21 protein-coding genes and 1 pseudogene are annotated in these 24,703 nt (G+C 47.9%); 10 read left to right on the top strand and 12 right to left on the bottom strand.

Features of this window, described 5'->3' with window-relative positions:
• Positions 1-7: 7 nt before the first annotated feature.
• The 4 genes from pyrI to H8S65_RS03215 all read left to right on the top strand — a co-directional run bounded on the left by pyrI (position 8) and on the right by H8S65_RS03215 (position 2,482).
• Positions 8-472 (top strand): aspartate carbamoyltransferase regulatory subunit, encoded by a 465-nt coding sequence (gene pyrI, locus H8S65_RS03230; protein ID WP_186928532.1) that lies wholly within the window; start codon positions 8-10, stop codon positions 470-472.
• Between the two features lie 6 nt (positions 473-478).
• On the top strand, positions 479-1,045 hold the full coding sequence (locus H8S65_RS03225; protein ID WP_186928531.1) for a flavin reductase family protein: 567 nt from the start codon (positions 479-481) through the stop codon (positions 1,043-1,045).
• 2 nt (positions 1,046-1,047) lie between these two features.
• Complete coding sequence (locus tag H8S65_RS03220; protein ID WP_186928530.1) at positions 1,048-1,776, top strand: porin family protein; 729 nt, start codon at positions 1,048-1,050, stop codon at positions 1,774-1,776.
• Between the two features lie 166 nt (positions 1,777-1,942).
• Positions 1,943-2,482: a flavodoxin family protein gene (locus H8S65_RS03215; protein WP_186928529.1), complete on the top strand. Its 540-nt coding sequence runs from the start codon at positions 1,943-1,945 to the stop codon at positions 2,480-2,482.
• Between the two features lie 153 nt (positions 2,483-2,635).
• Here the strand turns inward: H8S65_RS03215 and dnaJ are convergent, their stop codons facing one another.
• Together dnaJ and H8S65_RS03205 are read right to left on the bottom strand one after the other, a co-directional pair.
• Entirely contained in the window at positions 2,636-3,793 is a 1,158-nt protein-coding gene (gene dnaJ, locus H8S65_RS03210; RefSeq protein ID WP_186928528.1) for a molecular chaperone DnaJ, read from the bottom strand.
• A gap of 42 nt (positions 3,794-3,835) precedes the next feature.
• Positions 3,836-4,438, bottom strand: coding sequence for a nucleotide exchange factor GrpE (locus H8S65_RS03205; protein WP_186928527.1), 603 nt, complete (start codon positions 4,436-4,438; stop codon positions 3,836-3,838).
• Between the two features lie 231 nt (positions 4,439-4,669).
• On the opposite strand from H8S65_RS03205, the gene H8S65_RS03200 reads away from it, so the two are divergent.
• Both H8S65_RS03200 and H8S65_RS03195 read left to right on the top strand, forming a co-directional pair.
• Positions 4,670-6,088 carry a PDZ domain-containing protein gene (locus tag H8S65_RS03200; protein WP_186928526.1) on the top strand — a complete coding sequence of 473 codons (1,419 nt, stop codon included), beginning with the start codon at positions 4,670-4,672 and terminating at the stop codon, positions 6,086-6,088.
• 15 nt (positions 6,089-6,103) lie between these two features.
• Positions 6,104-8,581: an endonuclease MutS2 gene (locus H8S65_RS03195; RefSeq protein WP_186928525.1), complete on the top strand. Its 2,478-nt coding sequence runs from the start codon at positions 6,104-6,106 to the stop codon at positions 8,579-8,581.
• A gap of 108 nt (positions 8,582-8,689) precedes the next feature.
• Here the strand turns inward: H8S65_RS03195 and H8S65_RS03190 are convergent, their stop codons facing one another.
• The 3 genes from H8S65_RS03190 to H8S65_RS03180 all read right to left on the bottom strand — a co-directional run bounded on the left by H8S65_RS03190 (position 8,690) and on the right by H8S65_RS03180 (position 11,002).
• Positions 8,690-9,289 (bottom strand): recombinase family protein, encoded by a 600-nt coding sequence (locus H8S65_RS03190; protein ID WP_186928524.1) that lies wholly within the window; start codon positions 9,287-9,289, stop codon positions 8,690-8,692.
• A gap of 563 nt (positions 9,290-9,852) precedes the next feature.
• Complete coding sequence (locus tag H8S65_RS03185; RefSeq protein WP_008148574.1) at positions 9,853-10,077, bottom strand: winged helix-turn-helix domain-containing protein; 225 nt, start codon at positions 10,075-10,077, stop codon at positions 9,853-9,855.
• Between the two features lie 130 nt (positions 10,078-10,207).
• Positions 10,208-11,002 (bottom strand): hypothetical protein, encoded by a 795-nt coding sequence (locus tag H8S65_RS03180; RefSeq protein WP_186928523.1) that lies wholly within the window; start codon positions 11,000-11,002, stop codon positions 10,208-10,210.
• A gap of 99 nt (positions 11,003-11,101) precedes the next feature.
• Here H8S65_RS03180 and H8S65_RS03175 point away from each other — a divergent pair, with 99 nt between their 5' ends.
• From H8S65_RS03175 to H8S65_RS03160, 4 genes are all read left to right on the top strand, one after another.
• Positions 11,102-12,034: a DUF362 domain-containing protein gene (locus H8S65_RS03175; RefSeq protein WP_186928522.1), complete on the top strand. Its 933-nt coding sequence runs from the start codon at positions 11,102-11,104 to the stop codon at positions 12,032-12,034.
• The gene (locus tag H8S65_RS03170) at positions 12,034-13,584 is read left to right on the top strand and encodes a 4Fe-4S dicluster domain-containing protein (RefSeq protein WP_186928521.1); all 1,551 of its coding nucleotides are present in this window, start codon (positions 12,034-12,036) and stop codon (positions 13,582-13,584) included. Before H8S65_RS03175 ends, H8S65_RS03170 begins: the two co-directional genes overlap by 1 nt.
• A 72-nt stretch (positions 13,585-13,656) precedes the next feature.
• Positions 13,657-14,787: a tRNA guanosine(34) transglycosylase Tgt gene (gene tgt / locus H8S65_RS03165; RefSeq protein WP_186928520.1), complete on the top strand. Its 1,131-nt coding sequence runs from the start codon at positions 13,657-13,659 to the stop codon at positions 14,785-14,787.
• Between the two features lie 12 nt (positions 14,788-14,799).
• On the top strand, positions 14,800-15,885 hold the full coding sequence (locus H8S65_RS03160; protein WP_186928519.1) for an LptF/LptG family permease: 1,086 nt from the start codon (positions 14,800-14,802) through the stop codon (positions 15,883-15,885).
• 109 nt (positions 15,886-15,994) lie between these two features.
• Here H8S65_RS03160 and H8S65_RS03155 read toward each other — a convergent pair whose 3' ends face one another.
• The 7 genes and pseudogenes from H8S65_RS03155 to H8S65_RS03125 form a co-directional block, all read right to left on the bottom strand.
• Entirely contained in the window at positions 15,995-17,170 is a 1,176-nt protein-coding gene (locus H8S65_RS03155) for a DUF4925 domain-containing protein (RefSeq protein WP_186928518.1), read from the bottom strand.
• Positions 17,171-17,315: 145 nt separating this feature from the next.
• Entirely contained in the window at positions 17,316-19,004 is a 1,689-nt protein-coding gene (locus H8S65_RS03150; protein WP_186928517.1) for a T9SS type A sorting domain-containing protein, read from the bottom strand.
• A 163-nt stretch (positions 19,005-19,167) separates the two neighbouring features.
• A complete protein-coding gene (locus H8S65_RS03145; RefSeq protein WP_186928516.1) occupies positions 19,168-19,944 on the bottom strand; it encodes a DUF6261 family protein in 777 nt (258 codons plus the stop codon).
• A 391-nt stretch (positions 19,945-20,335) separates the two neighbouring features.
• Positions 20,336-20,863, bottom strand: a complete 528-nt coding sequence (locus H8S65_RS03140) for an acyl-CoA carboxylase biotin carboxyl carrier protein subunit (protein WP_186928515.1) — start codon at positions 20,861-20,863, stop codon at positions 20,336-20,338.
• A gap of 118 nt (positions 20,864-20,981) precedes the next feature.
• The gene (accC, locus tag H8S65_RS03135) at positions 20,982-22,493 is read right to left on the bottom strand and encodes an acetyl-CoA carboxylase biotin carboxylase subunit (protein WP_186928514.1); all 1,512 of its coding nucleotides are present in this window, start codon (positions 22,491-22,493) and stop codon (positions 20,982-20,984) included.
• Positions 22,494-22,505: 12 nt separating this feature from the next.
• Entirely contained in the window at positions 22,506-24,050 is a 1,545-nt protein-coding gene (locus H8S65_RS03130; RefSeq protein WP_186928513.1) for an acyl-CoA carboxylase subunit beta, read from the bottom strand.
• Positions 24,051-24,172: 122 nt separating this feature from the next.
• Positions 24,173-24,355: pseudogene (locus tag H8S65_RS03125) on the bottom strand (hypothetical protein); the annotation flags it as partial.
• Positions 24,356-24,703: the final 348 nt, after the last annotated feature.

Genomic DNA, 24,703 nt, shown 5'->3' with positions numbered 1-24,703 from the left:
TAAAGCTATGTCAGCAGAAAAGAAAAAAGAATTGCAAGTCGCCGCTTTAGAAAATGGTACTGCCATCGATCATATCCCCCCCAGCCAGTTGTTTAAAGTAGCCAAATTACTGGGGCTGGAGAACATGAATAATACGATTACGATCGGTAACAATTTTCACAGTAATAAAATGAGCTGCAAAGGTGTGATCAAGATCTCCGACAAGTTCTTCTGTGACGAAGAGATCAACCGGATCGCCTTGATCGCCCCAAACGTGATCCTGAACATTATCCGCGATTACGAAGTGGTGGAGAAAAAGACCGTTACCTTACCGGACGAACTGGTAGGGCTCGTAAAATGCAACAATCCGAAATGCATCACCAATAATGAACCTATGCCGACCCGTTTCGATGTAATCGACAAAGAGAAGGGTACGATCAGATGCCATTATTGCGAACGCAAGATCAATAAAGAAGACATTATCGTTAAATAATCCGATATGAAGCATGACTGGAAGCCCGGTACGATGATCTATCCGCTGCCTGCGGTAATGGTTAGTTGCGGCTCTGAGCCTTCGGAATACAATATTATAACTGTCGCGTGGGTGGGTACGGTCTGTACCAATCCACCGATGTGTTATATATCTGTCCGTCCGGAGCGCCACTCCTATCCGATCCTGAAAAAGAATATGGAATTTGTGATTAACCTGACAACCCGCGAGCTGGCGTATGCAACCGACTGGTGCGGTGTCAACTCGGGAAAAGATCATGCCAAGTTTGAGGAGATGAAGTTGACGCCGGGAAAAGCCTCGGTCGTAAGCGCCCCGATCATCGAAGAGTGCCCGCTCTGTATCGAATGCCGGGTAAAAGAAGTAATGGCATTAGGTAGCCATGATATGTTTATCGCCGACGTGGTGAACGTACAGGCCGACGACAGATATCTGGATCCGGAAACGGGAGCGTTCGATATGCAGCGTGCCGACCTGCTGGCTTATTCTCATGGCAAATATTATGGATTGGGCGACTTTGTCGGTAAGTTCGGCTGGTCGGTCAGAAAGAAAAAATAGTCATGAAGAAAATTTACCTTATATTGCTGATTCTTCCATTCTGTTTCCCTGCGGATGCCCAGAAGTTTATCAAGATCGAAGACAAGACATTCAACTGGGGAGGAAAAGTCGGAGTCAATGCCGCATTCCCAATTGTCAAATCGTTGACGATAGACAATCAGGAAATGGAAGATATACGCCTACAATATAAGGTAGGTTATCAGGCAGCCGCGTTTGCGCGGGTCAATATCGATCGTTTCTATATTCAACCCAGTTTGGCGTGGCAATATACGGAAGGCGACATACGTTTCAACATACCACAGATGGAAAGTAGCCTGCCTGGCGGAACAAACGCCCAAGTGCCTATCGGCAAGAACCGGATTACCTATAAGTCCGCCACACTCGAAGTACCGGTGATGGTCGGTTATTATCTGGTGAAAGAAGGTCCCTATGCGTTAAGCATGATGTTCGGTCCCAATATCAAATACAATTACAAGACGCGCTACAGCACGGATATGACGGACAGGCCCCGAGAGTTTGAAGATGACAACACGCCTTTCGGGATCAGCATAGCCGCCGGACTGGGAGTCAGTATCTGGCGCCTGTTTCTTGACTTCAGCTATGAATTCGGCTTGAATGAGGTTGCTTCCGATTTCCGAGAGATAGGTAAGACCGAAGCCAACCAAAAAGGAGCTCTCAGCATTGAAAAACGGACAAACATAATGAGCTTTTCACTCGGTTTCCTGTTCTAATTCAGATTTTCATTGGTTGACCGGGAATTGGGATATACGTCTCCTTATCCTGTAAAAATGGTATTTATCCCTGTAATTCATATACAATTCTAACCAGCCCGTCACAGTAACTTTGTATCCGTTCCTCCGGAACATTTTTAATAGCGATTTAAACTAATATACAAGTATGGCAAAAAAAGTATTGATCTTATCATCCAGTCCCCGGCGCGGCGGCAACTCAGACACACTCTGTGACGAATTTATGCGTGGTGCGATAGAAAGTAATCATGAAGTGGAAAAGATTTTCCTGAGAGACAAAACAATCCATTACTGTACGGGATGCAGCACATGCAGCCTGTACCAGAAACCGTGCCCTCAAAAAGACGACGCGGCAGAGATCATCGAAAAAATGGTGAATGCCGATTTAATCGTAATGGGCACCCCTGTCTATTTCTACACGATGAGCGCCCAAATGAAAACACTGATAGACCGTTGTTGCGGAAGATACACGGAGATGAACGGCAAGGAATTTTATTTCATCGTAACGGCAGCCGAAGACGACCGGGAAAAAATGCTCCGCACGATCGACACTTTCCAGGGATTCCTGGACTGTCTGGAAAATCCCGTAATAAAAGGAACCGTGTTCGGATTAGGCGTTTGGCACAAAGGAGAGATCAACGGTAAACCTGCCATGGAAGAAGCCTATCAAATGGGAAAGCAAGTTTAAGCGATTGCAGTGACAGTCCTGGCATAAAACACCGGTGTTTTGAAACAAGGCCTTTTCCACTTACGACCGGAAGCTAATCCGTATGGCGGAAATAAAAAGGGCTGTGTCGCAATCCTTGACACAGCCTTTTTTATTTCCAAACGCCACAGAATGTTAATCGAACATATGTCTGAACTTATCGAAAATCTTCTCCTTAACAGATTTCTTCGGTTGGAAATTAGGAGAGTTTTCCAGACCGTTCATGATATCCTTCTCTGACGCGGACAACGTTTCCGGAATATATACGCTTACGTTTACAAGCAGGTCTCCCGTTCCATAGCTATTGATAGACGGCAGTCCTTTGTTCCGCAAACGTAGCACTTTACCCGGCTGGGTCCCCGGCTCGATCTTGACTTTAGCCTTACCGTCGATGGTCGGAACTTCAACCGTGCCGCCCAAAGCCGCCTGAGGCACACTCAGCAGCAGGTTATACAGAATGTCGTTCTCGTCACGTATCAGTTCCGGATGCGGTTCTTCTTCGACCAGGATCAGCAAATCACCGTTAATGCCTCCATGACGGGCCGCATTCCCCTTTCCACTCATGGAAAGCTGCATGCCTTCTGCCACACCGGCCGGAATATTGATCGTGATCACTTCGTCGTCACGCACAATTCCTTCACCGTTACACTCGCTACATTTCTTGGTGATAATCTTTCCTTCACCGCCACAGGTCGGACAGGTTGTCTGTGTCTGCATCTGTCCTAAAATCGTATTGGCGATACGGGTGACTACACCGCTGCCGTGACAAGTTTCACAAGTCTTGGAACTGTGATCGTCCTCCGCCCCGCTGCCGTGGCATTTGGAACAGGTCACATATTTCTTAACCTTAATCTTCTTCTCGACTCCGGTAGCGATCTCTTTCAGGTTCAATTTTACTTTCACACGCAAATCCGAACCACGATTTACCCGGCGACCGCCACGTGAACCGCCGCCAAAACCGCTAAACCCGCCAAAACCACCGAAATGTCCGCCAAAGATGTCTCCAAACTGGGAGAAAATATCGTCCATAGACATTCCTCCGCCAAAGCCACCACCCTGTGAAGCACCTCCCACTCCGGCATGACCGAACTGATCATAACGCTGACGCTTCTGAGGATCGCTCAGCACGTCGTACGCTTCAGCAGCTTCCTTAAAGTTCTCTTCAGCCTGCTTGTCACCCGGATTCTTGTCAGGGTGGAACTGAATCGCCTTCTTACGGTAAGCTTTCTTTATTTCTTCTACCGAGGCGGTCTTCTCGACGCCCAGCACTTCGTAATAATCTCTTTTAGCCATCTTCGTATCTGTCTGTTGTTATTTGCTCATTATCCTGTCGTATTATTCGCCAACCACGACTTTAGCGTGGCGAATCACCTTATCGTTCAAAGAATAACCGGTCTGTACACAATCCAGAACCTTGCCCTTCATATCGGGTTCCGGTGCGGGAATCATGGCGACGGCTTCAGACGTTTCAGCATCAAACGGTTCGCCGACAGTTTCGATCGGTTTTACATTCTGATGAGACAGGTAAGACATGAATTTCGAATAGATAAGTTCCACTCCCTCCGTAACGGCCTTTATATCTTCAGCCGAACGGATATTCTGCAAAGCGCGTTCGAAGTCATCGACGACAGGGAGCAGGTGGGTCAAAGCACTTTCGCCACCGTTCTTGATCAGTTCGGACTTTTCGCGCAATGTACGTTTACGGTAGTTGTCGAACTCGGCCATCAGGCGCAGGTGGGAATCGTTCAGTTCGTCATACTTCTTCTTAAGTTCTTCCAGCTCCTTCTGTTCCGAACCTTCATCCGTCACATTGTCAGATGCGGCATTTTCTTCTGCCGCATTTACTTGTTCGTTCTGCAATTTTGTCGCTTCATCAGCACCCTGGCGTTCTTTTTTGTCAGCAGTTTCCTTCTTACTATTAAAATTCATCTTGTTCATAATCAATTATATATTTTCATTACTATCTAATTGTCAATAAGATATCATACTAATATCGGTCATACGGCCTGTCTGTCGGCACTATTCTTGTCGATATCAATCACCAATATAACATCAAATATACTGCCAACTGTTCTTACAGAACGAAAATATCTTTACCTTTGTGTAGTAAAAGATGATTTATTGTCATAGTACAAAATATAAGATTAATAAAACAATAAGGAATTAATTATGAAGAGAGCGATTTTGTCAGTTTTACTGCTATTTGCATTTCTTACCGGTTTTGCCCAAAACCGGAATATCTGCCGATTAGGAATTACATACGATATTAGTCAAAGCGACCACTGGGGAAAAGGCAAACCGGTTATTACCAGTGTCATCCCTTACTCGCCGGCAGAGCTTGCAGGTGTTAAAACAAGCGATATCATCATCGCTATCGATGGTGTGCAAACGACAGATATTTCCCCGGAAGAGATCGGTGAAATGTTGAATCCCGCCGGAAAAAACGAGGTATTGCTGACGATCGGCAATCTGGCAACCCCGGCTAAGCAGGTGCTTGTCAAAAAAGAATGCAAAAAAGGGAATGCGATTACCGAAGAACAACTGGCCACCGCTTTTTCGATGTACAGCCTCGAAACGACCAGCGAACGGGAATTTGTCTGTCCGTTCAAGACTACCGTAACAGCCGATCCTGTAGATTTCGGAAAGTTCAAAACTTTCGCCTTCTCTGCCATAGACGAAAATAACAGCAAACTGGAAACGGCCATCAACGAAAGCATCGAAAAGGAGTTGACCAAGAAAGGAATGACAGTCGACACAGACCGTCCCGACATCATAGTACAGACCTTCTATTTCTTCGATAAGAATCCGAACTATAAAGGAGCGAACAAGATCCTGGTCGAAAAAGAGCCAATCTATCGCTACAACTTCAATCACAGCAAAATGGAGACATTCCCGTTCCTGAACTCGATGTCTGCAGAAGCGGAAGCGGAGTACCTGCTCCAGTTCGGTTTCCGCCTGATCGACCAGCGTGACGTACCGGGCCGCATCTTGTGGGAATGCGAAGCAAACGAACTGTTGGAAGACTCATACCGCTTAGATGAATATGCCCGTATCCATGCGCCGTTGATGTGCATGCAATATCCGTACGTCAAATATCAGCGTAACGTGCCGTTCAAAGTCAATCAGAAAACCTACAACTATACGGGGCTGAGTTACGATATCGACCGTATGGAACAGGTAGCCGACGTCGATAAAAACTCGCCTGCCTATGCAGCCGGCCTACGCCCACGTGATATTGTAGAGAAAATCAACGACAAAAAAATGAATCACACGGCAGAAGAGTTCTCCGCGGCTTACAAAGGATTTATTACCAACACGATGAAATACCGCGATCCGAAAACCCGGTTTACGGATGTCAACGGTTTCAAACGTTGTATGTTCTGGGATACATTCAAATACCCGCAGGTAGCCGATGCGATCCAGAAATCCGGAAATAAAGCAGCCTACTCATATTTATATTATTACGCCCCGTATATCAACCCGTCCGGAAACAATGCCTGTACGTTCGATATCAAAAGGGGTAAGAACAAAATGGAAATCATCGTCCGTCCGACCATTCGCCGGTCTGTGACGGTCGAAGTAAAATAAAGCATCTACAAGAAAGTGATATACCCGCAAAATTTCGAACAGAAAACGGGCTTCGATAAAGTCCGCCGTTTAATTTCAGAAAAATGTTTAAGCCCGCTCGGAGAAGAGCGGGTAGCAGAGATGGAGTTCTCTGGCAATTATCAAACCGTAACCCAACGTCTGGAACAGACCGATGAGTTTGTCCGCATCCTGCATGGAGAAGACGAATTTCCCGCCAGTTATTTTTTCGATGTGCGTTATTCGTTGAAGCGGATACGCCCCGAAGGAACCTGGCTGGATGAAAAAGAGCTATTCGACCTGAAACGTTCGCTCCAGACAATCAACGATATTATCCGTTTCTTCCGCCCTTCCCTGGAAGAGGGAGAAGATATCAAATATCCGGCATTGACCGCTCTTGCCGGCGATATCCTGGTATTCCCGCAACTGGTCGGGAAGATCGACGCGATCCTCGATAAGTTCGGGCGGGTGAAAGACAATGCCTCTCCTGCCCTGGCGCAGATACGAAAAGAGATCACGGCCACCATGAGCGGCATCTCCCGCAGCTTGCAATCAATATTACGTGCCGCACAATCGGAAGGCGTAGTAGATAAGGATATTACTCCCACCATGCGCGACGGGCGCCTGATGATCCCGGTCGCTCCAGCTTTCAAACGGAAGATCAAAGGGATCGTGCACGATGAATCGGCCAGCGGCAAGACCGTTTTCATCGAGCCGGAAGTAGTCGTGGAGGCAAACAACCGCATCCGTGAACTGGAGGGTGACGAACGCCGGGAGATCATGAAGATCCTGACGGAATTTACAAATTTCGTCCGTCCGTTAGTACCCGACATCCTGCAGTCCTACGAGTTCCTGGCCGAGATCGACTTCATCCGTGCCAAAGCGTTGTTTGCCGAGCAGATAAACGGAATCAAGCCGGTTGTTGAGGACAAACAGCAGATCGACTGGATTCGCGCCGCACATCCCCTGCTCTTCCTTTCGTTACAGAAACAAAACAAGCAGATCGTCCCGCTGGATATTCTCTTGGAAGAGAAAAAGCGTCTGCTGATTATCTCCGGGCCGAATGCAGGTGGTAAATCCGTTTGCCTGAAAACGGTCGGCTTGCTGCAATATATGTTGCAATGCGGCCTGTTGATCCCGGTATATGAAAGTTCGAAGACGGGATTATTCGAAAACCTGTTTATCGACATTGGAGACGAACAAAGTATCGAAAACGACCTGAGTACCTACAGTTCACACCTGACGAACATGAAGTTTTTCGTCAAGAATTGCAACAGCAAGACTTTAATCCTAATCGATGAGTTCGGAAGCGGTACGGAACCCCAGATCGGCGGTGCGATTGCCGAAGCCCTGCTGGACCGTTTCAACCGGAATCACAGCTACGGCGTTATCACGACTCACTACCAGAACCTGAAGCATTTCGCGGAAGACACGGAAGGGATCGTCAACGGCGCCATGCTCTATGACCGACACCTGATGCAACCGCTCTTTAAGCTGTCGATCGGCAATCCGGGAAGTTCCTTTGCCGTCGAGATCGCCCGGAAGATCGGCCTGCCGGAGGATGTCATAGCCGATGCGTCGGCCAATGTCGGCTCCGACTATATCAACATGGATAAATACCTCCAGGATATCGTTCGCGACAAACGCTATTGGGAAAGCAAGCGGCAGAATATCCGCCAACAGGAAAAGAAGTTGGAAGATATTACCGCCCGCTACGAGCAGGACCTGGAAGCCGTAAACAAACAACGGAAAGAGATCATGCGTAACGCCAAGGAAGAAGCACAGCGCATCCTTTCCGAAGCCAACGCAAAGATCGAAAACACGATCCGCGAAATCAAAGAGGCACAGGCGGAAAAGGAACAGACCAAGCTCGCCCGCAAAGCGCTGGAAGAATTCAAGGCATCTGTGATAGCAGCCGAAGAAGAGGACGACAAGATCGCCCGCAAAATGGCAAAGTTACAGGAACGCAAAGAACGTAAAAAGCAGAAACAAAACGCGCCGGCCTCCAAACAAATCTTCAACCGCGACGTCATAGAAGCTGGCGACAACGTCCGCCTCAAAGGACAGGTCTCTGCCGGAACCGTTATGGAAGTTCAGGGAAAGCAGGCAGTCGTGGCATTCGGCATGATCAAGAGTACGGTCAAGCTGGAACAATTGGAGAAGGTCAGCAAAGGCCAGATCAAGAAAGAGATCCAGAAAAGCACTTTCGTCAGCGTCCAGACAGCAGACGATATGCATGAAAAGAAATTGAACTTCAAGCAGGAGATAGATGTCAGAGGAATGAGAGGAGACGAAGCCTTACAGGCCGTTACTTACTTTGTGGACGATGCCATACAGGTAGGTGCTGCCCGCATCCGTATCCTGCACGGAACCGGGACAGGCATACTTCGCCAGTTGATACGCGATTACCTGCACACCGTTCCAGGCGTCCACCAGTATCATGACGAACATGTCCAGTTCGGAGGTGCTGGCATTACGGTTGTGGAACTCGAATAAAAACAAACAAAATTCTGTTTTGTCATGACGAACTTGATCCGACCTCGTAATCCTAAATATCGATTATCAGTGTAGGATGAGATCCCGGATCAAGTTCGAGGACTGGTTTTAGAGTCCGTAATTCCGTTTGAACATATAATAGGTATTCCTGGAAACATTAAAACGTTTACAAATCTCCATAACGGTGTCCCCGCGTTCCAGCATACTGATCACCTCTTCTTTATTCGCATCCAGGAAAGACTGTTTGGCCGCCGATCCTTTCGGACGGCCTAACGGGCCTCCTGTGCTCTTTTTATGACTCAAGGCCTCTTTGGTACGGGTGGACATCAAACTGTGTTCGATCTCCTTCACCAGTCTGAACACACTTCCCATAACCGGCAGGTCCAATGTTTGGTCCAGGATATACCGATCCTTTATACTATAGATCTGAACGCTTTTTTCCATGCAGCGCCCCATAATCTCCATGACTTCCGACAAAGTTCGTCCCAGGCGGGAAATATCCGACAAAACCAGGCTGTCGCCTTTTTGCATACGATCCAGTACCATAGCAAGATTACGTTCATCTTCCTTCCCTTTATCGACAGTGACATCCGTAATCCACTTATCGATATTTATATTATGATCCGAAGCATAGCGTTTAATCTCATCTTTCTGTTCTTCCAGAAGCTCTTTGTTTGAAGTTCCTACTCTTAAATAAGCTATTACCATATTTCCAGCAACTTAATAATTAAAAAAACGTAAAACCAATAATTATTTTTCGGTGAAGATACGAAAAGTAATTATAGCACAATAGCTAAACTTTCCATTTTATTTAAAGAAAATGTTAGTATTCCGCTCTTTAACGCAATAAATTAAATCGTATGCAAAAAGCTATCACACTAAGGATGAAATAGCTAACAACTTACCGAATAACCGGGGATTTATGACCTCTTCCGCTTTTCGCCCGTAACCGCCACATCCCTCACTCTTCGGAGTGGCAGGAAAGGCTGCTGAAGAAAGAAGAAAAAGCACAAACGCAGCAGAAAGTTCCTCACAGGGAAAATTTAGTTTCCTTTGCATGAAAATAAATTTTCTCCAGCATGAAAATAAATTTTCTTCGGCATGAAAATAAATTTTCACGTAAAGAAAAAAGTTGAAACATTCTTATATAGAAATAAAGCATTAGCAGGAATCGTTTTCCCCGCTCGTCGACATCAAAGCGAACGTAAGCGGGATCATGATGAGCAAACGAGAACTACACGGAGCAAATCGCTTTTATCAATCCGATCTGTCTAATAATACATTTCAGGAATCGAAATATTCAGCTCAGCATGCAATACGCCGCTTTTTTCAAACAGACGGACTTTATTTTCCTTTACTAACCATCCTAAAGCCAAACAGACTAAAGACTCATGATAGTGAGTCATTTCCCCAATCCTCTTCACTGACAAAATTTTTCTTTCTGATAACAAAGACCAGATCTGACCAGCCTCTGAAACAACATCATTCTTAGTCATAGCACCTCACTTATTTGATATAATATTATTCCTCACCACTTTTTCAGAAAGCCAAATTATTCTTTCGCTTTGAATTGTGAACACTTCCATCCCCTGAATAGTTTAGCGAAACAACGTTAATCAACATTAATTACTCCTCCAACATCCCTTCCAAATAACGGTCGGGAGCCAACCCTATACTCTGTAGGAATCCCGCCAGGGCACTATATGTCAAACTGTTCTCCGTCAGGTCCGCCAAAGCGATCCGGTGGAGACATTCGAACGGGATCGCATAATCCACATAAGGAATCAGGTTACCTCCCATAAAATCATACCCGGCTTCTACCGGATCGCAAAATTGCACGAGCCGCCATTCCTGTTCGGAAGCCCAACGGGGTTCCCGCACTTCCAGACAAGCATTGCAAAGCATCGAGAAGAAACGTGAATCCCGCTTGAACCCGGTATGCTCTTCATCGTAAAAGAATTTGTCATACTCCTGCCCCATCTGAGAGACAAACGCGTTCAGGTTCTCCTCCTCATTGTATTTGCAGCGGAGCAAATATTTATCCTCCGACAAACTATACTCTCCCAACGCCCCGTAATCGAAAGCCAACCGCAAACAGGAAGCCTTCTTTTCCTCCATACCGGAAGGGATCTCCGGGTTCTGGTAAAGGGAAAGGGCGTACATCTCGATCTCCGGCCCGATAAGCATCCGGCGGTTCTCCCGGAAAAAAGGAATATTTTGTTTACTAAACTCTTGTTTGATACCATTTTGCTCCTCATGCAACACGATCGAACGGCGGAGCAGGGATAAACCGTATCCGGTTATTTCGTCCGGCTTGGCATATAGCAAATTAGGGACACGCAGGGTGAATGTTCCCGGCGTTTTCGGCTCTTTGCATCCGCGAACAAAGGATTCTATTGAAACATAGGAATATAAATCCATCTTTTATGATTTTTTTGGAGGTCAAATATACAATTTATATTTGGAGATTATCTACCTTTGTTAAAACTTTTATAAACTACATAAAACCAATAGAACAAGATGAAACGTCGCGATTTCCTTAAGACCAGTGTTGTAGCAGGTGCAGCCTTATCTCTGAATTTTGAAGGATTACAGGCTGCTCTCTCCTCGAATACAGTAGCAGTAGAACAAGTACCCGATCTGGTAGCAGTAATGGGTGGTGAACCGGAAGTCATGCTCGACAAGGCGTTAGAAGCGCTTGGCGGCATCGGTAAATATATCAAGAAAGGACAAAAAGTCGTTATCAAACCCAATATCGGATGGGACCGTACGCCGGAACTCGCCGGAAATACGAATCCGGGGTTGGTAAAGGCACTCGTAAAGAAATGTTTCGAGGCAGGAGCCGAAAAGGTGACGGTATTCGACCATACGTGCGACAACTGGCAGAAATGTTACGAGACAAGCGGTATCGCCGCCGCCGTAAAGGAAGCAGGCGGTATCATCATGCCGGGCAACGACGAGAAATATTTCAAAGAAGTAGCTATTCCCAACGGTGTGACGCTGAAGAAAGCCAAGATACACGAATCGCTGATCGAAGCGGATGTCTGGATCAATGTTCCCATCCTGAAGAACCACGGAGGCGCCAAGTTATCGTGCGCAATGAAGAATATGATGGGGATCGTTTGGGATCGCCGTTTCTTCCACCAGAACGACTTGCAACAGTGCATCGCCGACATCTGTACATGGCAGAAGAAGCCGGCGCTGCACATCGTGGATGCTTACCGCATGATGCACCAAAACGGCCCGCAAGGAAAAAGTGCGGCCGACGTAGCAATGTTGAAATCAATGATCGTTTCCCCGAATATCGTAGCTGTCGATACTGCCGCTCTTGCATTGTTCAATCAGGTAAAAAAGTTGGATATGGCAGCTGTCTCACACCTGGGCAAAGGGGAAGCTCTTAAATTGGGTTCTACCGATCTGAAAAAAATAAACATCAAACGTATTAAGATCTGATGAAGAAACGGAATTATCTAAAGGGATTGAGAGTTTTGCTCGCAATCCTCTTTTTTGTACCCATACTTTTGTTTTTCGTAGACTTTTCGGGAGTTTTACCGGATAGTGTACACCGCTTGCTGCATCTGCAACTGATGCCGGCCTTGTTGGGCGGGATGGTCGGTCTGATCGTCTTCCAGTTCTTGCTGGCACTTGTATTCGGACGTATTTATTGTTCCACGATATGTCCGGCAGGCGTATTCCAGGATATCATCAACCGTCTGTTTTGCATCGGCAAGAAAAAGAAGAAAGGAAGCCGCCGTTTTACTTACCACAAGCCGATGAACTGGCTTCGCTACGTGCTGTTGGCAATTACGGCGGTCATGGCTGTTTTCGGTTTTAGCGGGTTGTGCCTGCTTTTGGACCCGTACAGCAATTTCGGACGTATTGCGGCAAGCCTGTTCCGTCCGGTCGTGATGTGGGGGAATAACATACTTGCCGACCTGCTGATGAAAGTGGACAACTATTCGTTGTTCCATGTGACGATCAGCACCGTGACGGTCTCCGGTCTGATCGCGGCAACTGTCGCGTTGCTTGTTTTCATCGTCATGACTGTTTTCCGCGGACGGCTGTTCTGTAATACGATCTGCCCTGTCGGAGCCTTGTTGAGCCTTTTTTCGCGCCACTCGTTCTTCCGCATAACTTTCGATAAGGAAGCCTGTACGCATTGCGGAAACTGTGAACATACCTGCAAGGCGGAAGCGATCGACAGCAAAAACCTGACGGTCGATACGTCCCGTTGCGTAGATTGCTTCAATTGTGTTTCTTCCTGTGCCAAAGGCGGTTTGCAATATCGTCTGCAACTTCCGACCGCATCGCAATCCGGCCAGCCGGCAAACGCCAACAGCCGCCGTACATTCCTGGCAACAGGCGCAACAGTTGCCGCCTCGTTGCCGATCGTATCAGCGATTGCCGGAGAAGGAAAAGGGAAAATGAACAGAAAAGGCAGAAAGAAATGGCCTCCCCTCACGCCTCCGGGTTCTATCAGCCTGGAACGTTTCAAAGATAAATGTACGGGATGCCAGATCTGTGTCGTCCGCTGTCCGAGCCAGGTTTTACGCCCGACAGGGCTGGAATACGGATTGGATTATATGTTGAAACCGCGTTTGGCCTATATCAGCAGTTATTGTAATTACGAGTGCACGGTTTGTTCCGACGTATGTCCCACCGGTGCGATCAAGCCTCTGACTGTCGAAGAGAAGACAACGACACAGGTCGGCATTGCCACTTTCTTCAAAGGCCGTTGTGTCGTCAATACAGAAGAGAAAGACTGCGGCGCCTGTGCAGAGCATTGCCCGACCCAGGCCGTACACATGGTTCCATACAAAGGGACACTGACGATCCCGCAAATCGATCCCGACCTCTGCATCGGATGCGGCGGATGCGAATCGATCTGCCCGGTACGTCCGATGCGCGCCATCATCGTCAAATCGAATGTGGAACATAAATTCGTCGAGAAGCCTAAAGAAGAGGAAGTCAAAGAAGTCGAGGTCGACGATTTCGGTTTCTGATTAACGATTATAACCGACTATATTATGAGGCCTTATTTGTGAAAGTAAGGCCTTTTCTTTATCTTTGCAGCCATGAAATTTGAATTACAACATAACGACACAAAATCAAATGCAAGGGCGGGTCTGATTACCACTGATCATGGAGTAATTGAAACGCCTATTTTTATGCCGGTCGGCACGCAGGGCACGGTTAAAGGTGTCCACATGACCGAGTTGGAGGAAGATATCAACGCACAAATCATTTTAGGAAACACATACCATCTGTATCTCCGTCCCGGACTGGAGATATTGGAACAGGCAGGCGGACTGCACAAATTCAATACATGGAACCGGCCGATCCTGACAGATAGCGGTGGTTTCCAGGTATTCTCTCTTTCCGAAAACCGCAAGTTGCATGAAGAAGGCGCTATGTTCCGTTCGCACATCGACGGCTCCAAGCATCTGTTCACCCCGGAGAAGGTAATGGATATCCAGCGGATCATCGGAGCGGACATCATTATGGCTTTCGATGAATGTTGTCCGGGCGATGCCGATTACGAATACGCGAAGAAATCCCTCGGCCTGACAGAGCGTTGGCTGGACCGTTGTTTCGAACGTTTCAATTCTACGGAGCCGAAATACGGTTATCAGCAGAGCCTTTTCCCGATTGTGCAAGGTTGTGTTTACCCGGAACTGCGCCGGAAAGCTGCCGAGAATATAGCCGAAAAGGGTGCGGACGGCAATGCGATCGGCGGCCTGGCAGTAGGCGAACCGACCGAGAAGATGTACGAGATGATCGAAGTAGTCAATGAAATCCTGCCGAAAGACAAGCCCCGCTACCTGATGGGAGTCGGTACGCCGATCAACATCTTAGAGGCGATCGAACGGGGTGTCGATATGTTCGACTGCATCATGCCGACGCGCAACGGGCGCAACGGACAGCTGTTTACCCGCTTCGGCACGATCAATATGCGCAATAAGAAATGGGAGAACGACTTCTCTCCTATCGACCCGGACGCTCATTCGGCTATCGACACGCGTTATAGCAAGGCGTATCTGCATCACCTGATCAAGGTGAACGAGATGTTGGGACTTCAACTGGCATCGATCCATAACCTCGCGTTTTACCTGTGGCTCGTCAAAGAGGCACGCAAACATATCATTGCCGGCGATTTCACGACCTGGAAGAGTGAGATGGTCCGTCAGTTATCAAACCGGTTATAAGCAAACTGTCACATGAAATTCAAACTGAAACGGATAGACTGGTACATCATCAAGCAATTCTTAGGCACTTACATCTTTGCGATTGCCCTGATTATCGCTATCTCGGTTGTCTTCGATATAAATGAGAAGATCGACAAGTTCCTGAGTCCGGACGTGCCGTTGAAAGCGATCGTTTTCGACTATTACATGAACTTCATCCCCTATTTTGCGAATCTGTTCAGTCCGTTGTTTACTTTCATTGCCGTTATCTTCTTCACTTCGAAGTTGGCCGACAATTCGGAAGTGATCGCAATGCTGGCGAGCGGGATGAGTTTCCGGCGGCTGATGTTGCCCTACGCGATTTCGGCAGCGATCATTGCGCTCAGTACGTTTGCGCTGAACGCTTATATCATTCCGCCTGCCAATGCCACGCGTATCGACTTTCAAAACAAATATATCAAGAATAAGAAGGTAGACTATGTCCGTTCCGCCCAATTGGAGATCGAGCCGGGCGTAATCGCCTATTTCGACCGCTATGATGCGCGTTCCGGGATGGGATACCGTTTCTCTTTGGAGCATTTCGAGGACAAGAAGATGATTTCACGCCTTACGGCAAACTCCATCAAATATGATTCGCTCTACAACTGGACGCTGATCGATTACATGATCCGCGACTTCGACGGGATGCGCGAGCATATCACCGAGGGAAGCCGCATGGACACCACGTTGACGATCGTCCCTTCGGACTTCCTGATCTCGGTCAACGACTGCGAGACGATGACATCTCCCGAACTGTCCACCTATATCGACCGCCAGAAGAGACGGGGGATCGGCAATATCCAGACGTTCCAGATCGAATATCACAAACGTTTTGCCGCCATCATGGCCGCTTTCATCCTGACCTCCATCGGGGCCTCGCTCTCCTCCCGCAAGATCAAAGGAGGCATGGGATTGAACATCGGTATCGGACTGGCACTGAGTTTTTCCTATATCCTCTTCACCACCGTCACATCGACCTTCGCCATCAACGGCAGCCTAAGCCCTGCAATGGCTGCTTGGATTCCCAATATATTGTATACGTTTATCGCGATTTATTTGTATCAGAAAGCACCGAGATAAGATTATAAAAAAACCTGCAAAAGCGGTCGATAAATCATCGCCTTTGCAGGGTTTATATATTAGAGCCTAAGCCCTATACAGAAATAATCCGAATACTAACAGCTCTTTCTTACTTCTTTACCAAATGTAGAGAAACATTCATTTCTGTTGTATTTTTAATGATTTCCGGCAATTGCTTCAATACTTCAGAGGCAGCAGTCTGGTAGTTTTCCGGGATATTGGGAAGAAGCAATGTGACAATCGTTTCATCAGCCAATAACGACAGCAACGGAAGAAGCAATGTCTGGTCTACAGAAATAGTAGCCGCATCACTCTTGATTGCATAATTCATAGGGACCCCTTTCGACAAAAGAGAAGCAAATCCATTAATGATATCGACAAAGCCGGCTTTGGTCGAGGCTTTTGTACCTTTATTAGCCATCACCGTGGCAATGATGTTGTCGATATTCAACTGGACAAACATCTTATTGTCTTTAATGTAATATTGAGCCAAATTAGTGGGAGAAGTTTGCCAATCGGCCTGTCCTTTCGACTTATAAGAAGCAACAATATTACCATCAGTCTGGAAAGTAATGCTTTCCAAAGCTCCGGCCAATGCAGGAGATGCATAAAGGCTACTCAACAATTTAACGACATTATCAACAGGCATCTCCATCATCGTCCCTGCAGGCATCTGCGGATCAATCCAATTCCAATCTATTTTTATAGGCGTGGAAGAAACCCATGACATCGTCAGAGGTTGCGATTTATTTGCCTCTGCTGCACTTTCGCCGGGAATGATCGGAGCCAAGTTCCAAGTCCCCAACAGATCGTTCTTTGGCATCGTGACGTTGACGGCCAAGGTCATGGAGGTGGAATCGACCGTACCGGCGTACTTCATTTCGCGGCCGTTGTTGGAGTCTGTGCCTTCGAATGTGTATTTATTTCCATCCTGAGTCAGATTGACATTAAACATAGTTGTTACTTCACCCGGAACAACACCCGGAGCTAATGACACCATTTGCTCAGTCTTTGAAGGCAACAGGTCTTCGATGATACTCGGATCAAACACACCTTCCATCTTAATCGTTCCGGTTTTGCCATCTTCGGTCGCAAATATGATCGCTTTACCTAAAAGCGGGCTGTCTCCATATTTGAGAGAAAGCTTTTCGGCGCTGTAAGTCTGTGTGCCCTTCAACAGCACTGCCCCTTCCGGTTCATTCTTCTTGTTGTCATCATCGCTACAGGCGGTGAAGAAACTCAACGCACACAACATCGTAAACACAAATAACAGATTTTTCTTCATAAACTTCTATTTAAATTATACATAAAAACGACGTGAAGATACAGAATAGAGATGTGAGAAACAAAGGAAAAAAGTTAACGCCGGTTATTTCCGAAGAAACAACCGGCGCCACTTAAAAAAGAAATATTCCAGATCAAAACCTGAATCAACGAGCGAATTTCACAGACTGGCTGACGCCATTTTCTGTTACGACAATTACATAAATGCCTTTTGCCAAAGAAGAGGTAGAGATGTAAGCGTTGTCACCCGAAACAGTTCCGTTAGCGATCGTAGCACCGCTCATATTAACGATACGATAGGTTGCCTTTCCGCTATTGTCGATATAGATGCCACCGTCTACCGGCGTTACTTTTACGGTATTGATTGTGATATCATCGTTGCTTGTTACGACGCCGAACGCATTCGATTTCAAATAAGCGCTTGCAAGCGGAGCCGCAGCACCAGCCGGTACGACATCGACTTTAATCACTTCGCTTGTCATGCTGAGAGCCGCATTCACATCCATTTCCGTAACGGTAGGAATTCCAGTTTCTTCATCATAATCATAAGACTTGATATTGATAGCAGCAAGCATGTTCGTACCGGAAACAGACGGTGTCACGTGAATATCCATGACAGGCATTGCATCTTTATTATCCAGTATGCCATCAGCATTTATATCACCCACAATTGTTGAAATCTGCATCTCATACATAGATGCTTTGCCTTCTGTAGCCAATTCGGAAACGACACGATCGATCACAGATCTCAGGGCAGATTGAGCGTTTGTCAGCGTCATGCTTTTTGAATAATCGCTCATGGTAATGATTGTCTTACCACCAAAAGCGGAATCGGTCTTTGCCTCTGTCGTATAAACATAATTGTCGATCGTCAAGACCAGATCCTGAGCCGTCTTCTGTTCCATATTGAACCAAAGTTTGCGCCATCCCTTAGCTACTGCATTTTCATAAGAGGTAAGACCTATATATTTAACCGGCATTTTACCAGTGAGATCAAGAGCAACAGCAGCATCTCCCATCGGGATTCTGTTATCAGGAGCCGATTCCAGTATGCCATAAAGAGAAACCGGAAGCTCACCGGTAGCTAACATCCCTGGCAGATTAATACTTACGACATAGTCCAAAGCCGGTTCTTCAGTCTCTGTTGTCTCTCCACTGAAACCTTTTATCAACTCCATGATAGCTCTCATACCAGCCTGGAGATCCACTGCCGCTTCAAACGCATGTGTTGTCGTATTCTGCGTAAAAGAGATGCCTAACATTGGCGTTACCTCCGAATTCATTATAGAAATCGTCATATCCATCGTGAACGGGATTAAATCGCCTTCTCCACCGGTAGTCGTGATATTGATTACCGCCAGTTCGCCAAGTTTTGAAGATGTAACATTGATAACACCCGGCATTTCGATTTCAACACCGCGTCCGAATACCATTTCCCCTATCAGAGGGACTATGATCTTCTTGTGATTGTCAAATGATACTTTGATATCCCCCATCATGCCTACCATTACAGGAGGAATATCCGGTATAGCAGCAACATTAACCATAATGCTATCCGGTTTGACATTAAAAGCTGTAGGCTCTGTAGCCCGAAGACCACTCTGAGCATTCAATACTGGCAAACTTCCAATGAAATCCGAAGTCAACTGCGGCTGTGCCCAACCCAGGATGTCAAGGCCGGCTTGCTGCTTGATTTGTTCGAATACGACCGGCAATACTTCTTTCTGGATTTCTTTTTTCTGCGCTTCGCTGAGTTGTGCAGTCTGTGCAGAGGTGGTAAAGGAAGACGCCATGAGGCATAGCGCCATACTAATCGATGTAAAAACTTTTTTCATAAATCTATATTTTTAGATTAGACATAAAACATTTTTGTTTTATAATGGTAGCAAAACTAACGAATCGCCTTGACTTGTGCAAGACAAAAAAGTCAACACCGGCCATTCCAAAATGAATAACCGGTGTTATCTTAAAAACGGACAATTCAATCTAAATAACGGCTTACAATTCGCCGGGGCGTTCTTCCTCTCCGCCCGATGACGGGATATCCGGATTATTCGGCGGGTTGGACGGTTGTTTGATACCTTTATGGCTTAGGATCGTCTTGAAGTAAGCGATACGGGCATTGACATAATCAATAAAATCGGCATATTTGGCTTCGCCATAGACACGCACCAGGGCGTTGACTTTTGCCACAATATCTTCATATGCCAGTTCCGTTTGTTTACGAGGTTCGGCTACACCGCCGGTGACCTTCGTCTGGTTTTCAGAGATGCGGTTTTCGACCATTGCGTCGAACTCTTCGTTGGCCTCTTCCAAGCGTGTCACCCATTTGTCGAGGCCCAGTTTCGTAACATCCGCTTTAAAGGCATCGCTTCTGAAATCCTGGATCAGGTTGCGGCACATGCCGGTTTCTTTTTCCTGTGCGGCATTCGCAATGTCCTTATACGATTCGAGCAGGATATTCAAATGCATGCAGGCTTCCTGATCCTCGACATCGGGATAAACCTCCGGGGATGCTACTTGTGATTGTAAAATCCTGATAATTTTATCGCGTTTGCCGTCCGCTACATTCATTTTGGCAGTGAACGCGCTTTTCGACAAGCATTCAAGGGCGCGATCCATACGCGCGATACCGTTGTCGTAACGAACGATTTCTTCGGTGATCTCCAATTTATCAGCCGTTTCCTTCTTGATGCGCGCCTGAATGCCGAGATGGAACTGGTAAGAGGCTTCTGCCGCTAACTTTGTTTTGTTGAAATCGATGATTTGTTTCATGTTTTTTCGATTTAAAGATTTATATTCAATTCATTGCCGCCCGACAACAAACCCGTTTTCCGGTGTGGCCCCATTGCCGGGCGAAAAAGTGCCCGAATTTTTTTTTTGAGACCTTTGTCGGGCGAAAAAGCTTCCATTTTATTTTTTTCGAGGCTTTTCCGCTCGCGAAAGGCCCAAATTATTTTTTTGATGCTTTTGTCACCCGGCAAAGCGTCCAATTTATTTTTTTGGGCCCTTTGTCGGAATCCGTCCCTTTTCGGAACTGGCGGGTAAGGTAAGAATTTAAAAAGACAGGGCAAAAAGAAATGTCAAAAATAAAACGAACAAAAGGGAGAATCTTTTCGGAGATCCTCCCTTTCACCACCATGAAAATCACAAAAAGAACAAAAAACTATTCTACCACTAACATTTTATCGCCGACAGACACTTTGTCGCCGTCGTTAATATACACTTCCTTCACCACACCGTCGATCGGGCTGCGGATCTCGTTTTCCATCTTCATGGCGACGAGCACGCAGAGCGGAGTTCCCGCCTGCACTTCCTGGCCGGGCTTGACGTTGACCTTGAGGATCACGCCCGGCATCTGGGCGGTGATCACCTGGCGGCCGGCGGCGGCGGAACGGATGCGGGACTGGCGCATCTTCTTCAATTCGTCGATCACCTGGACCTGGAAATAATCGCCTTTATTCTTTACCTCATAGACGTCGTTGCCGATATTCGAGATCTGGACGCCGTGCGATTTGTGGTTCAGGATGATCGAATGGATCGTGTCGCCTCCCATATTATAGTCCACTTCGTAGATTTTGCCGTTGACGGAAACCTTCTTTACGGGGCCGTCTTCGAGAATTTCCACTTTAAATTCGGTATCAGGGATATCGTTTACTGTTGCGAAATAGGTCGCTAATGCTTTTGCTGACATAATAAGTTCCTCCTTACTTACCTCGTTCCCGCGCCTGACGCGGGATCGCATGGACACTGCCTTTATCCCGACAGTTCCTTTGCGGCCCCGCATCAAGTGCGGGGACAAGGATGTTGTTTTAATAATTATTGGCCGTCATCTGTAACTTGCCGTAATACTTCCACAGGGATTCTCCGACGAGCGGGACGGTCGTTGCCCGTGCGGCTGCTTCCTTCTCCTGCTCGAAATGCTTGATAGCGGCAGCGATCACGGCGACAAGCGGGTCATTGCTCTGGCGGCGTTTCAGGTCTTCCTTGTCGAACTTGGTGTCGATGAAGGTCGTGTCGTAGTTGCCGGAAAGGAATGTCGCGTTGTGCAGCACACGCTGGTGGAACGGGATCGTCGTCTTGATCCCCAAGATCTTGTATTCGCGGAGGGCGCGCACCATGTTGGAGATGGCCGACTCGCGGTTACGGCCCCAGGCGCACAGCTTGGCGATCATCGGGTCGTAATGGAGGGAGACTTCGAAACCGGCGTAGGCGGCGCTGTCCAGGCGCACGTTGCGCCCTTCGGGGGCTTCGCGCACCTTGATGATTCCGGGCGACGGCATGAAGTTGTTCTCCGGGTCCTCGGCATAGATGCGGCATTCGATGGCGGCTCCGCGGAACTCGATGTCTTTCTGCTTATAGGGAAGCGGGTTGCCGGCTGCGACGAGGATCATGTCACGCACCAGATCGACACCGGTACACTCTTCGGTCACCGAATGTTCCACCTGCAGGCGGGTATTCATTTCGAGGAAGTAGAAATTCTGGTCCTTGTCCATCATGAACTCAAGCGTCCCGGCGCTGTAGTAGCCGATCTTCTTGCAGGCTTCGACGGCAATCTCTAACATCTTCCGGCGCGTTTCTTCCTTGACGAAGGGCGACGGGGCTTCTTCGATCACTTTCTGGTTGCGGCGCTGGATGGAGCATTCGCGGTCGTACAAATGGATCACATTCCCGTATTTGTCGCCTAACACCTGCACTTCGATATGATGCGGATGTTCGATATATTTTTCGATATAGATGGCATCGTTGCCGAACGAATTGGCGGCCTCGGAACGGGAAAGGCGGAAAGCCTCGTCCAGCCCGGCCTCGTCGCGCACCAGGCGCATCCCTTTTCCACCGCCTCCGGCAAGGGCTTTGAGCATGATCGGGTAGCCGACTTCGACTGCCACGCGGCGGGCTTCTTCGAGGCCGGAGACAGGTTCTTCCGTTCCGGGGACGATCGGGACACCGGCTGCCGCCATAATCTTACGCGCCTCGGTCTTGACACCCATACGGGCGATCACGTCGGCGCTCGGACCGATAAAGATCACGCCTTCTTCCTCGCAACGGCGGGCGAAATCGGCATTCTCCGACAGGAAACCGTAACCGGGATGGATGGCGGCTCCCGTTTTCTTGGCGATCGAGAGGATCAGTTCGGGTTTGAGATAAGAAGTGTCGGACTCATCCTCGGAGATGCAGTAGGCTTCTTCGGCATAGCGGACATGCAGGGCGCCACGGTCGACATGCGTATAGATGGCAACGGTGGGGATATTCATCACGCGGCAGGTACGAAAGATGCGCATAGCGATCTCGCCGCGATTGGCTACTAATACTTTCTTAATCATAACAGCTGCGTTTTAAAGTGGAATATTGGAATGTTTCTTCGGCGGGTTGGACTGCCGTTTGTTGGCCAAGAGCTCGAAGCTGCGGATCAGGCGCGGGCGGGTTACCGACGGTTCGATGATCTCGTCGACATATCCCAACTCGGCGGCACGGTACGGATTGGCGAATTTCTCGCGGTAATCGTCCTGCAACTCCTTGCGTTTCTTCTCTACGTCTTCGGTTTTCTTCAGCTCTTTGCGGAAAAGGATATTGACGGCGCCGTCCGGCCCCATCACGGCGATCTCGGCGGTCGGATAGGCAAAATTGATATCGCCGCGGATATGCTTGGAACTCATCACGTCGTAGGCGCCTCCGTAGGCCTTGCGCGTGATAACCGTCACTTTCGGGACGGTCGCCTCGCAATAGGCGTACAGCAGCTTGGCCCCGTGGCGGATAATGCCTTCATATTCCTGGTTGACGCCCGGCAGGAAGCCCGGCACGTCCACAAACGTCAGCAACGGGATGTTGAACGCGTCGCAGAAACGGACGAAGCGGGCGGCTTTGACCGACGCATTGATATCGAGCGTCCCGGCGAGAGCTGCCGGCTGGTTGGCGACGACCCCGACCGTCTTCCCGTTCAGGCGGATATAGCCGATCAGGATGTTGCGGGCGTATTCTTCCTGCACTTCGAAGAAGTTGTTGTCATCCGCAACCGAAACGATAAGTTCGCGCATGTCGTAGGGCTGGTTCGGATTGGTCGGGACCAGGTTGTTCAGGTTTTCGTCGATGCGGTTCGCGCTGTCGGTAGTCGGGACAAACGGGGGTTCCTCCATGTTGTTATTCGGCAGGAAGGACATCAGTTCGCGTATCTTCATGACACATTCCATGTCGTTGTCGGCGGTGAAATGGGCAACGCCCGATTTCGTGCTGTGCACTTCCGAGCCGCCCAGCTCGTTCATGGTCACTTCTTCCTGCGTCACGCTCTTCACGACTTCGGGGCCTGTGATAAACATATAGCTGGAATCTTTCACCATAAAGATAAAATCGGTCAGCGCAGGCGAATAAACGGCTCCTCCGGCACACGGCCCCATGATGGCGCTGATCTGCGGGATCACACCCGAAGCCAGCGAGTTGCGCAGGAATATTTCCGCATATCCGGCCAGCGAGCGGACGCCTTCCTGGATACGCGCCCCGCCCGAATCGTTCAGGCCGATCACCGGAGCTCCCAATTGCATCGCCATATCCATAATCTTGCAAATCTTACGCGCATATGTTTCGGAAAGGGCGCCGCCAAAGACCGTGAAGTCTTGGGCGAAGACAAAAACCGTGCGTTTACCTATCATCCCGTAGCCGGTTACCACCCCGTCGCCCAACGGACGCTGTTTTTCGAGTCCGAACTCGGTGCAACGGTGGGTGACGAACTTGTCTACTTCGACGAAACTTCCTTTTTCAAGGAGCAGTTCAATACGTTCACGGGCAGTCAATTTCCCTGCCGCATGCTGCTTGGCGATCCGGTCTTCTCCACCACCTAACTCTGCCTGGTGATTGAGCGCCGCCAACTGATCGATTTTCTCTTTCATGGGATTTCCGGTTTAAATGAGTTTTGTGCAATGTAAGCATTTATTATATACTAACACCGGATGCAAGGATAAGGTTTATCTATCAACTGATAGGTAATATTTATTACATTGCTCTCGATTCGTCATTTTTCCTTCGACAGATAAGGAACGGAATCATACAACACCCCTGCTGCTTTGAGATAACCGACATAATTCAAATAGAGCTGAAAACGCGCATCGACCTGCATTTCATAAGCCTGCTGCCACAAAGCCTGCGCTTCGAGGTAGTCCGAGAGCGTCTCCAGGCCCACTTCGTACTGGCTTTGGCGGCACGCACCTGCTCCGCTCGCCGAAATGGAAAAGCGGGATGCTTGATACTAAATTGTTCCATATTATATATAAAAACGACCGATAGCGGCCTTTACCTATCCCGTTCCGAATTGTCAAAACCGACAATATCCCCCTAAAAAACAGCTTATTTAAAGAGTGTTGGCAATCAGCGTTATAGCATGTATAAGATTATTAAAAAATATTACCCCTGCGGGAAAATTTATTGGGTCTTGTTCACATTTGCTGCCTTATACACAAATCATCATTCTTTTGAGAAGTTCTATGCTTGCTCGTCCATAACACATTCTTTTAATCATCTTTAATTTGTTGACAAATCCTTCGGT

The organism is Parabacteroides hominis, from assembly GCF_014287585.1.
Lineage (GTDB): Bacteria > Bacteroidota > Bacteroidia > Bacteroidales > Tannerellaceae > Parabacteroides > Parabacteroides hominis.
This window is presented reverse-complemented; position numbering and strand designations above follow the sequence as displayed.